Source organism: Mycobacterium helveticum, from assembly GCF_007714205.1.
Lineage (GTDB): Bacteria > Actinomycetota > Actinomycetes > Mycobacteriales > Mycobacteriaceae > Mycobacterium > Mycobacterium helveticum.
The window spans coordinates 1-10563 of the sequence record NZ_VMQU01000157.1 but is presented as its reverse complement, the minus strand read 5'-3'; the positions used below and the strand labels follow the sequence as shown (position 1 = coordinate 10563).

Genomic DNA, 10563 nt, shown 5'->3' with positions numbered 1-10563 from the left:
CACCGACCTCAAGATCAAATACAGCGTTAAAGGTCACGACACTACATAAACGATCCCACTATGTCGGGAGTCCTGAGACCGGTGGCGACACATCCGGAGTTTATTCCAAGACATTTTACGCCGGAGAAGCAATACCGAACTATACTATTCATCCTCCCGACGGCTTGAACATTTTGGGTTCACCGCTAACAGTGGCGAAGTCGACATTGATCAGCGCGCTGATACACGAAGACATGGGAGACATTGACCTTGCGGTGTGCACATACGATCCGTTCAACCCTTCCGGGAAGACTTACCATCTAACAGGAATATACGATAGACTTAATGACAAATTCACGCCTTACGAGAGGTCTCGACCTTGACTCCACCGGATGCCTTTAGTGTGGAAGCACTGATCGATATTGCCGCCGAGCAGAAGTCGCCGGAAGCAACTCAGCAGCTTTTCTCGGCGCTTAGGGGTGTCGAACTATTTTTCCCGCGAACGACTGTTCTGCACGAAGGAAAGGAGCTCAACGCAACTCCCCTGCTCCGGCTTCCCGACGGCAAGCACGCCATGATGCTGTACACATCGAAAGATCACCCGGATTTGCCAGAAAAGTTCGCAGGTGGCGCGTTCGAAGATGCCCTTGCAGCCGCGTTGGAAATGCCAGATCTCGACTGGGTAATCTTGTCCAATCGCGCCTCAAAATGGGTTGCAATGAACAAGCAACAGATCACCGAAACCCTCCGCGGCCAGCGACCAAGAATGATGACTACCAACAGCTCCACCGAGCTGTTAGGCAATACCGGCGACCCGCTTGAGGAGCTCATTACCCGTGCCGTCCGCACACCGCAAGAGAATTTACTCCCATCGATCGCGTCCAAGCTCCGACGTCGCGAGATATTTATGGAGTTAGCGAACGCACAGAGCGAAGACGGCCAACCAATCATGAAGACGTTCGCCATTGACCACCTGCCGCGTGTGTTACGTGGGTATACCACCCGATCGCGTCCCGCGATCAGATATGGAGGGATGCAATGGGAAGCACTCAAAGAAATGGTCAAAGCTGCCACTCAGATCAGCGGTATTCAAATCGTAAATGAAGCGGACGACTGGGTGGTGTTCGACCGAGCGGCATTGGGCCTCGGGGAGGGCGACTGACATCTGCAGGCAAATACGCTCGCCGGAGAAGTACTGGTATCAGCGGCGTGCGTTTCCGGATTCTGATGCCTACCGCCATTAGGGCGCCGCGAGCGAGGGGCTTTCCGGATGATCGATGACGGCATCAACAAGGAGGCTTATTCAAAAGTTGGGTGAGTGCATTTGCGAAACACGCGTGTCGCTAAGCTAAAATCAATGGCCGCTGCTCGAGAATTGAGAAGTACATTTCCAAGGTATTTCTCACTCGGGAGCGACCATTGCGCACCAAGAGTACGACAGGATTGACGGAAGAGCAATTCGACGAACTCTATCGACTCATTTCGGAACGGTTCGTGTGGTACAACGGAAAGGGCCGGCCACGCTGCCTAGAATTTTCGGAAGCCCTCGAAGCGACGCTTATGTATTTCAAGGCGAACGTCACCGAGGAATTCGTCGCGGCACAGTTCGAGACGACGCAGCCGTCGATTTCGCGCGTCATCGCCGAGATCGAACCACCACCCCAGGCCAGGCACGTAATCCCGTCCCGGAGAGGCGCCGGATAGGGTTGATACCGGCCGGCCGACCACGAGCCACCGGTCGCCACAGCATGGAGGAGGTGCAGCGATGGCTTCCGCCGAGTCGTGCAGCGCGGACCGTCCAGGTCCCGTTGACCTGGAAACGCTGGCCGCCGAGGCCAGCGCCGCGCGGGCGCTCGAGGGCCTGCGGGCGGCCGCCGAGGCCGGCGAGGTCCCCGCCCAGCCGCCGGTCGACCTGACCGCCGCCGCATTCTTCGACGTCGACAACACGCTGGTGCAGGGCTCGTCGGCGGTGCACTTCGGCCGCGGGCTGGCCGCGCGCGACTACTTCACGTACCGCGACGTGCTCGGATTCATCTATGCCCAGGCCAAGTTCCAGCTCCTGGGCAAGGAGAACAGCAACGACGTCGCCGCCGGCCGCAGCAAGGCGCTCACGTTCATCGAGGGCAGGCCCGTTCAGGAACTCGTCGACCTGGGCGAGGAGATCTACGACGAGATCATCGTCGACAAGATCTGGACCGGCACCCGCGAGCTCACGCAGATGCATCTCGACGCCGGCCAGCAGGTGTGGCTGATCACCGCCACGCCTTACGAGCTCGCGGCCACCATCGCGCGCCGGCTCGGGCTGACGGGCGCGCTGGGCACCGTCGCCGAGTCGGTCGACGGGGTGTTCACCGGCAGGCTGGTCGGCGAGATCCTGCACGGCACCGGCAAGGCGCACGCGGTGCGGTCGCTGGCGATCCGGGAGGGGCTGAACCTCAAACGCTGCACCGCCTACTCCGACAGCTACAACGACGTCCCCATGCTCTCGCTGGTGGGCACCGCGGTCGCGGTCAACCCTGATGCCCGGCTGCGCAGCCTGGCCCGTGAAAGGGGCTGGGAAATCCGCGACTTCCGCACCGCCCGCAAGGCCGCCCGGATCGGTGTCCCGTCGGCCCTGGCGCTGGGTGCGGCCGGGGGCGCGCTGGCGGCACTGGCGTCACGACGCCAGCCGCGCTGATAAGCTGCGCCGCTGAACACGTCTTCGAGCGGAAAGCGGCCGACATGACAATTACCGAAGGAGCCCAGGACCTGATCGGCAGCCACTACCGGGCACCCGATTACTTCGAGGTCGGCCGCGAGAAGATCCGGGAGTTCGCGCTCGCGATCAAAGACGAGCACCCGTCGCACTTCAGCGAGGCCGACGCCAAGGCGGCCGGTTATCCCGCGGTGGTGGCCCCGCTGACGTTCCTGGCCGTCGCGGGCCGGCGCGTGCAGCTGGAGATCTTCACCAAGTTCAACATCCCGATCAACATCGCCCGGGTCATCCACCGCGACCAGAAGTTCAAGTTTCACCGGCCGATAGTCGCCCACGACAGACTGTATTTCGACACGTATCTTGACTCGGTCATCGAGTCGCACGGTACGGTGATTGTAGAAATCCGCAGCGAGGTGACAGATGCGGACGGCGACCCCATAGTGACCAGCATCGTCACGATGTTGGGCGAAGCCGCACACCAGGACGCCGGCACTGAAGAAACCTTCGCCGCAGTAGCATCCATATCAGCGGGAAAGTAGGGTCGATTCCATGACGTCGCAGGGGGAAACGGGCAGCACCCAGCTGAAGCCGCCGGTTCAGGCGGTTCGATCTCATTACGACAAGTCGAACGAGTTCTTCAAGCTCTGGCTCGACCCGTCGATGACCTACAGCTGCGGCTACTGGGAAGAGCGTCCGAACATGACGCTGGAAGAGGCCCAGTACGCCAAGCGCAAGCTGGCGCTGGACAAGCTGAACCTCGAGCCCGGCATGACCCTGCTCGACATCGGAAGCGGCTGGGGATCCACCATGCGCCACGCGGTGGCCGAGTACGACGTCAACGTCATCGGCCTGACGCTGAGCGAGAACCAGCATTCCCACTGTGTAGCTGAGTTCGACAAGATGGACAGCCCTCGCCGCAAAGAAGTGCGGATCCAGGGCTGGGAGGAATTCCCCGGGGACGTACCGATCGACCGCATCGTGTCGCTGGGCGCGTTCGAGCATTTTGCCGACGGGGCAGGTGACGCCGGGTACGAACGGTATGCCACCTTCTTCAAGAAGTACTACGACTTGCTGCCCGACGACGGCCGCATGCTGCTGCACTCGATCGTGGTGCCCTCCGCCGAAGAAGGCAAGGCGATGGGCCTGAAGGTGAACATGACCCTGCTGCGGTTCATCAGCTTCATTTTGAAGGAGATCTACCCGGGCGGAAAGTTGCCCCAGGTCGACCTGGTCGACAAGTACGCGACTGACGCGGGTTTCACGATCGAGCGTCACCACTTCATCGGCAAGAACTACGTCCCTACGTTGACCGCCTGGGGCGATGCGCTCGAGGCGCACAGGGACGAGGCGATCGCCCTGAAGGGGCAGGAAACCTACGACATCTACCTCAAGTACCTGCGGGGTTGCTCGGACCTGTTCCGCGACGGGTACACCAACGTCTGCCAGTTCACGCTGGTCAAATAGTCCTGCACGCAAAGCGCCCCGGTGTCGTCAGGCACCGGGGCGCTGCGTTCTCGGAGGGCTTCTCAGCGGGCCGGGATGTGTCAGCCGAGGAAGATGTTGCGCCGGCCGGCGAGCAGTCGGTACAGCGTCTGCTGGATGGTCTCGCGCACCTGGTCGGTCAGCTCGAACGTGACCATGGGGTCCTCGGCGTCGGAGGCGGCGTAGTCGGTGGTGTGGATCGGCTCGCCGAACGCGATGCGCCACTTGGACGGCAGCGGCACCAGGCCCGCCGGGCCGGCCAACGGGAACAGCGGGGTGATCGGAAAATAGGGCAGCCCGAACAGCCGCGCCAGCAGCTTCACGTCGGCCAGCATCGGGTAGATCTCTTCGGAACCGACGATGGAGCACGGAATGATCGGCGCCTTCGTGCGCAGCGCCGCCGTCACGAACCCCCCACGGCCGAACCGCTGCAGCCGATAACGGTCCTCGAAGCGCTTGCCCAGCCCCTTGTAGCCCTCCGGGAACACCGCGGTGAGCTCGCCCGCCGCCAGCAGCCGCTGCGCGTCCGTCGTGCACGCCATGGTGTGGCCGGCCTTGCGGGCCGCCGCGCCGACCACGGGCAGGTCGAACACCATGTCGGCGGCCAACAGCCGCAGGTCCCGATGGGCCGCGTGTTCGTCGTGCACCGCCACCGACAGCATCAGCCCGTCGAAGGGCAACACCCCGGCGTGATTGGCCACCACCAGCGCGGCGCCCTCGCTGGGCAGGTGCTCGATACCGCTGACCTCCACACGGAACCACGACCGGAAGAAGAACCGCAGCAAAGGGCGGACGACCGCGTCGTTGAAATGCGGATCGAAGCCGAACTCGTCGACGGTGTAGTCGCCCGTCAGCCGCTGCCGGAGGAAGCCGGTCACCGCGGCCACCCGCTGCGCGAGGTCGTTGAGCGGCGGCTCGCCCGTCCCCGCGGCCGCGCCGGCGCCGCGGCGGTGCTCGTCGATTTCGCGGACCACGGCGGCCATCTCTTCGGCCGAGGCCCGGCCGCGCGGATCCGACAGCAACGAGGGATGCTGACGCGCGGATTCGGCCCGCTGATCGGCTCTGCGGCGTGCCGCCGCCCGGCCCCGATTTGTGTGCAGCGGAATCACATTCGCTCTGCTGTCACCCGCCACGATATCTACCTGACCCCACCCCACGAAATTGGATTTCGGCCTCCCCAGCGCTGCGCTGAGGCAACGGCGCGACCCTCCCAGGAGCGTACCCGATGGGGGTCGATTATGGGAGTCAGCCCGCGGCCGCGCACGTAGTCGTCGAACGCCTCGGCGGTGGTCCATTTGGGCTGGAAGCCGAGTTCGGTGCGCATCCTGGTGGTGTCCATGACGCGGCCGTAACTCAGGTAGTCGAACTGATCGCGCGAGATCTCGGTGTAGCGGTTGGCCCGTCTCAGCGAATCCAGGGCCCACACGCCGAAGCCGGGCACCGGCAGCGGGATCCGCCCGGCCCGCCGGATCGCCTGGGACAGCATGATGATGCCCTCGGCGCCGATGTTGAACGTGCCGGCCTTGCCGGCCATCGCCGCGCGCTCCAGCGCGCCCAGTGCATCCTGCTCGTGCAGCAACTGCAGGCGCGCGTCGCGGCCGAACATCGTGGGCACCAACGGCCCGGCCAGGTACCGCGACAGCGTGGTGTCCATCGCCGGGCCGATCATGTTGGCCAGCCGCAGAATCGTCACCGCGACGTCGGGACGGCGCCGCCCCAGGCCGCGCGCGTAGCCCTCGATGTCGAGGCTGTCCTTGGCGAAACCGGCGCGAAACGGCCGGCGGCTGCTGCTGTCCTCGGTGAACATCACCGGGTCGTGCGGGCTGGACCCGTACACCTCGGAGGTGGACTTCACCACCACCCGGCGTACCGAGGGCGCCTTCTGGCAGGCTGCGAACAGTTGCATCGCGCCCATCACATTGAGTTCCTTCAACGCGGCGCTGCCCCCGGACCGCGGCGCGTAGGAGGCCGCCGCGGCGTGCACCACCGTGTCGACATCGCCGTTGCGAATCACCTTGGCGATGAAGGGATTTCGAATGTCGGCGCGCACGAACTCCGCGCGTCCCATCCGGCGCAGCATGTCCTTGCTGGGGGCGATCGCGTCCACCGCGATGACGCTGTTGATCAGCGGGTTCTGCGCGAGCCGTGCCGTCAGGTAGCCGCCCAGAAACCGGCACGCCCCGGTGACCAGCACCACCTTCGGATAGTGCACGGTCCCCTCCGCGGCGCCGCCGGGACCGTCCCCGCTCGTCAAATCCACCCGGACAGCCTAGCGGCGAAACGGGACGGAGACGTTACGGCCGCGTGACGGCCGGCACCGGGGCGACCTGCGCAGCGGGGGGTTACTTACCGAGTTTTCTGCGCTGCACCCGGGTACGACGCAGCAGCTTGCGGTGTTTTTTCTTCGACATGCGCTTGCGCCGCTTCTTGATTACTGAACCCATGAACTCCGCTATCTGACCCGTGACCGGTTGGTGAAGGACTTGAAAAGACCTTGCCACTTTACCCGGCCGCCCGCTGCGAACACCAAACCGGGACCGCCCGGCGTGCGGGCGGTACCGGGCCGCGCGTCGGCGGCGCGCGGGTGTCGGCTCAGCCGGCGTCGAAGTACGACGTCTCCAGCATGTCGTGGACGGCCTTGGCGTGCACCCGGAAGGACCGCCCGACGCGCACCGCGGGCAACTCGCCGTTGTGCACGAGGCGGTACACCGTCATCTTGGAGACTCGCATCAGCGCGGCCACCTCCGCGACGGTGAGAAACTGTGTCCTGGCCTGGCCATCGGCGGAACTCGCGTCCCGCGCCTTGCCGGCGGAATCTCGCGCAGATGGCCCGTTCGTAGACGTCATCGCAACCCAATCGTGTCAGGCACGCGCAATGCCAGTGGCTTCCCCTCCGCTGGCACCCACGCGTGCATACAAGGAGGAGAATAGCGGGACTGATGGGGTTACTGGTACTGGTGGGGGACAATCAATTCAAAAAAGCCGAATTATTCCGATGTAATTCTTAGCTGTTCAGAGCGCGTTTTCGCGGCCTGGACGGCCGCGTCGACGATGGCCCGCAGCCCGCCCCGCTCCAGTTCGCGCAGCGCAGCCGCGGTCGTACCGCCGGGCGACGTGACCGTCGCCCGCAGCTGCGCCGCCGAGGCGTCCACCCGCTTGCCGAGTCCCTCTCCCGCACCCGGGCGCCGGTCCTGGTCCAGGGCTTCGCGCAGCATGGCCGTGGACCCGGCCATCGTCTGCGCGGTCAGCTCGGTGGCCACGTCGCGGGTCAGGCCAGCCGCCACACCGGCGTCCACCAGCGCCTCGACCATCAACATGAAATACGCCGGCCCCGAGCCGGACAGCGCGGTCACGGCGTCCATGTGGGATTCGGCAACGGTCAGCACCCCACCCACGGCTTCGAACAGCCCGGAGACCTCCTCGAGCTGCGCCGGGGTGACGAACCGGCCTTTGGCCAGCGCGGTGACCCCCGCGCCCACCAGGGCAGCGGCGTTCGGCATCGCCCGCACCACCGGCGTCCCGGCCGGCAGCTTGGATTCGAAGTAGGTGACGGTGATCCCCGCCGCGACGGTGACGAACACCTGGTCGGCGGTGTCGTTGTCGGCCGCGGCGACCACCCGGGCCAGCTCCCCCATCAGCGACTCGACATCGGCGGGCTTGACCGCGACGACGACGAAGGCCGCGTGCTCCACCGCCTCGGTCACCGAGGTGATCAGCACCGAGTAGTTGTCCGCGAGGTATGTGGCCCGTTCCGGTATCCGCTCGGCCACCACCAGGTCTTTGACCTGCCGGCCGGCCCGCAGCAAACCCGCCAGCAATGCCTCGCCGATGCTGCCGCCCCCGATGATCGCGATCCTTGCCATGCCGGACAGCATCGCAGACACCGGGTCCTAGCCGGCGGCAGGGACCAGCGCCAGCTGCCGCGCCTGCACCACCAGCCGACCCAGGCTGTCGACGACGACGTGGTCCTCGTCGAACCAGTCCTGTCCGATCTCGGTGCAGGTGGCGATGATTCGCAGCCAGCCATCGGCGGGGAGGCTGCGCAGGAACGCGGTGAGCTGGATGGTCGGCGCCCAGCCGGTGCGGTGCACGGCGAAGGTCACCGGCGCCGAGAGGTCCCCGCACATGAGCGCGAACAGCGCGTCCGGGGCCACTCCGCGGGGGCGTGCCCACATCTGGATCACCGGCGGGCGCCCGTCGGTGCTGGGCCGCATCGTCGAGAGCAGCGGCCGTACGTCGCAGCCCTCGCCCAGGTGCACCAGGCCGGCCAGCGGGTGGCCGGGGCCGATGGGCGCGATGTCGTCGGGGGGCTCGGGCGCCATGAGGTCGGCGACCGGATTGGCCGACAGCAGCGGCGCGGCACCGCCGCCCGGGGCGTAGTGCTCCGGCTCGCCGAGGTTGACCACCGCGTGCACGGCGGTGCGTTGGCCCTGTGTGAGCTCGACGTCGACGACGCTGATCCGGCGGCCCCGCTTGCGAATCGACGTGACCAGTCGCATCTCCCCCGGATCGGGCGCCCACAGGAAGCTCGCGGACACCGAAACCGGCTGCGGCACCGCGTCGCCCCCGGGTTCCGGTGCCCCGCAGGCGGTGCGGGCGGCGTTGGCGCACAGCGCCAGCATCGCGCCGCCGTGCACCTTGGGGCCGATCGTCCAGCGCTTGTCCAGCTCGCCTTCGAATACGCCGGGACCGGTCTCCCGCAGCGTCATTGCGGTGGTGAAAAGCGCGTTCATGATCTCCTGGGGTTTCAGCGCAACAGGTGGGTGCGGGCGAACTGCAACGATTCCGCGAGCAGGCTTTCGCGCTCGTTGGCCGAGCGCGCCGACGACGTGGAGACCTCCAGCACCACGTGGCCGGCGAAATGGCCGGCGGCCAGCATCTGGCACACCTCGGCGGTGGGTTGGCTGCCGCGACCGGGGACCAGGTGCTCGTCGGCGGGCAACCCGTTGCCGTCACACAGGTGCAGGTGAACCAGCCCCGCGCCCATCCGCTGCGCCATCTCCAGCGCATCGGTGCCGGCGGTGGCCGTGTGGGACAGGTCCAGCGTGTAATGCGCATGGTTGCCGTCCAGCGGGTCGTAGGAGGGCGCGAACGCCGAGATCGCGGGTCCCGGGCCGCCGCCGCGCCTGCGCATCCGCTCGAGGGACTGACCGGCCCCGAAGAAACGGTCCGCCCGGAACGGGAACATGTTCTCGACGGCGATCAGCACGTCGCTCGACGCCTCCAGCTCCGCGACCTGGTCGCTGAATCCCTCGGCGTAGCGCCGCTGCCACCGGAACGGCGGATGCACGACGACGGTCTGGGCGCCCAGCTGCTCGGCGGCCCGCACGCTGCGCCCCAGCTTGGGGATCGGGTTGGCGCCCCACACCCGTTGGGAGATCAACAGGCAGGGCGCGTGCACGGACAGCACCGGCACGCGGTAGCGCCGGGAAAGCTTCCGGACGGCGTCGATGTCCTGGCTGACCGACTCGCTCCACACCATCAGCTCGACCCCGTCGTAGCCGAGCCTGGCCGCGTACTCGAACGCGGCCTCGGCCCGCAAGGGGTACACCGAGGCCGTCGACAGACCGACTTTGATCGCTGGGCGCACTGTCCGTGTGGTTCCTGCGTAGGTCCGCTGGTGCCTAGCCCGACTGCAACGACAGCGCCAGCGGCCCCAGCGTGATCAGCGCCCCCACCGCGACCGCGATCAGCGTGCTCGCGATGTCCTCGGTTTTGCGAACCACGCGGACGCCGACCACCAGCCCGAGGATGACCAGGACCGACAGCACCAGCGCGACGATGCTGTTCCACCGCCACAGCTGATCGAAGGCGATGAACAGCCCGGCCCCGAACGCGACCGCCAGGATCGACTGCACGACGACCACGCTGGCGCGCCACAGCGCCTCGAGCCTGCCGGGCCCGCCCACCGTCCCGGCCTCGTCCGGGCGCGCCTCGACGGCGACGTCGGCGAATTCGGTGTCGCGCTCTTCGCCGCTTTGGGTCGCGTCGGTCCCGCGGCGCTGCCGGGCGAGCTCGTCGGCGAGCGTCTGCCCCCCGAACAGGGTCGAATCGTGCAGGTAGGAGCGCACGAACGCGGAGTCTTCGTCGGCCAGTTCGGCGTCGCGCACCTCGGAATCCATGACGTCGACGGGCATGCCGGCGTAATCGTCGACCGGGTCGGGACTCATCTCCTCGGCCCCGGATTGCTGGCCGGCGTCGGGTTCGTCGGCCTGGCGCGCGGGCCGCGGGTAGGCGCTGCGCTCGGGCCCCGAGACGCGCGCGGGCTGCGGCGGTGACTTGGGCCAGCGCGGCTCGGGCTCCGACCAGTAGGCCGTCCTGCGCTGGTCTTCGGTGGCGACGTCGCGTTCTCGCGCGGACGCCGCCACCGCTTCGCGCGACTCGGGGGCTTCGGGGGCTTCGGGGGC

13 protein-coding genes are annotated in these 10563 nt (G+C 66.6%); 5 read left to right on the top strand and 8 right to left on the bottom strand.

Annotated features, from left to right (window positions below):
* Positions 1-382 precede the first annotated feature (382 nt).
* From FPZ47_RS24350 to FPZ47_RS24330, 5 genes are all read left to right on the top strand, one after another.
* A complete protein-coding gene (locus FPZ47_RS24350; protein WP_168209554.1) occupies positions 383-1141 on the top strand; it encodes an SseB family protein in 759 nt (252 codons plus the stop codon).
* 257 nt (positions 1142-1398) lie between these two features.
* Entirely contained in the window at positions 1399-1683 is a 285-nt protein-coding gene (locus tag FPZ47_RS24345; RefSeq protein ID WP_144956231.1) for a transposase family protein, read from the top strand.
* A 61-nt stretch (positions 1684-1744) separates the two neighbouring features.
* Positions 1745-2656 (top strand): HAD family hydrolase, encoded by a 912-nt coding sequence (locus tag FPZ47_RS24340; protein WP_144956233.1) that lies wholly within the window; start codon positions 1745-1747, stop codon positions 2654-2656.
* A 44-nt stretch (positions 2657-2700) separates the two neighbouring features.
* On the top strand, positions 2701-3213 hold the full coding sequence (locus FPZ47_RS24335) for an FAS1-like dehydratase domain-containing protein (RefSeq protein ID WP_144956236.1): 513 nt from the start codon (positions 2701-2703) through the stop codon (positions 3211-3213).
* Positions 3214-3223: 10 nt separating this feature from the next.
* Positions 3224-4138: a cyclopropane mycolic acid synthase family methyltransferase gene (locus FPZ47_RS24330; RefSeq protein ID WP_144956239.1), complete on the top strand. Its 915-nt coding sequence runs from the start codon at positions 3224-3226 to the stop codon at positions 4136-4138.
* Positions 4139-4218: 80 nt separating this feature from the next.
* On the opposite strand, the gene FPZ47_RS24325 is transcribed toward FPZ47_RS24330, so the two are convergent.
* The 8 genes from FPZ47_RS24325 to FPZ47_RS24290 all read right to left on the bottom strand — a co-directional run.
* The gene (locus tag FPZ47_RS24325; RefSeq protein ID WP_144956242.1) at positions 4219-5289 is read right to left on the bottom strand and encodes a lysophospholipid acyltransferase family protein; all 1071 of its coding nucleotides are present in this window, start codon (positions 5287-5289) and stop codon (positions 4219-4221) included.
* A 5-nt stretch (positions 5290-5294) separates the two neighbouring features.
* Positions 5295-6410: an SDR family oxidoreductase gene (locus tag FPZ47_RS24320; RefSeq protein ID WP_144956257.1), complete on the bottom strand. Its 1116-nt coding sequence runs from the start codon at positions 6408-6410 to the stop codon at positions 5295-5297.
* Positions 6411-6498: 88 nt separating this feature from the next.
* Positions 6499-6600: a 30S ribosomal protein bS22 gene (locus FPZ47_RS24315; RefSeq protein WP_003402602.1), complete on the bottom strand. Its 102-nt coding sequence runs from the start codon at positions 6598-6600 to the stop codon at positions 6499-6501.
* A 148-nt stretch (positions 6601-6748) separates the two neighbouring features.
* Positions 6749-7003 (bottom strand): cell division/environmental response transcriptional regulator, encoded by a 255-nt coding sequence (locus FPZ47_RS24310; protein WP_144956245.1) that lies wholly within the window; start codon positions 7001-7003, stop codon positions 6749-6751.
* Between the two features lie 140 nt (positions 7004-7143).
* Entirely contained in the window at positions 7144-8019 is an 876-nt protein-coding gene (proC, locus tag FPZ47_RS24305) for a pyrroline-5-carboxylate reductase (protein WP_210419991.1), read from the bottom strand.
* Positions 8020-8046: 27 nt separating this feature from the next.
* Positions 8047-8889, bottom strand: a complete 843-nt coding sequence (locus tag FPZ47_RS24300) for a thioesterase family protein (RefSeq protein WP_144956251.1) — start codon at positions 8887-8889, stop codon at positions 8047-8049.
* Between the two features lie 14 nt (positions 8890-8903).
* Positions 8904-9746, bottom strand: a complete 843-nt coding sequence (locus tag FPZ47_RS24295; protein ID WP_144956254.1) for a sugar phosphate isomerase/epimerase family protein — start codon at positions 9744-9746, stop codon at positions 8904-8906.
* Between the two features lie 34 nt (positions 9747-9780).
* Positions 9781-10563, bottom strand: a 783-nt coding sequence (locus FPZ47_RS24290; RefSeq protein WP_246859896.1) for a hypothetical protein, incomplete at its 5' end; no start/stop codon positions are given.

Coding starts and splice junctions, on each gene's coding strand:
- FPZ47_RS24340 (WP_144956233.1), top strand. CDS start 1,745: ATGGCTTCCGCCGAGTCGTGCAGCGCGGACCGTCCAGGTCCCGTTGAC.
- FPZ47_RS24335 (WP_144956236.1), top strand. CDS start 2,701: ATGACAATTACCGAAGGAGCCCAGGACCTGATCGGCAGCCACTACCGG.
- FPZ47_RS24330 (WP_144956239.1), top strand. CDS start 3,224: ATGACGTCGCAGGGGGAAACGGGCAGCACCCAGCTGAAGCCGCCGGTT.
- FPZ47_RS24315 (WP_003402602.1), bottom strand. CDS start 6,600: ATGGGTTCAGTAATCAAGAAGCGGCGCAAGCGCATGTCGAAGAAAAAA.
- FPZ47_RS24310 (WP_144956245.1), bottom strand. CDS start 7,003: ATGACGTCTACGAACGGGCCATCTGCGCGAGATTCCGCCGGCAAGGCG.
- proC (WP_210419991.1), bottom strand. CDS start 8,019: ATGGCAAGGATCGCGATCATCGGGGGCGGCAGCATCGGCGAGGCATTG.
- FPZ47_RS24300 (WP_144956251.1), bottom strand. CDS start 8,889: ATGAACGCGCTTTTCACCACCGCAATGACGCTGCGGGAGACCGGTCCC.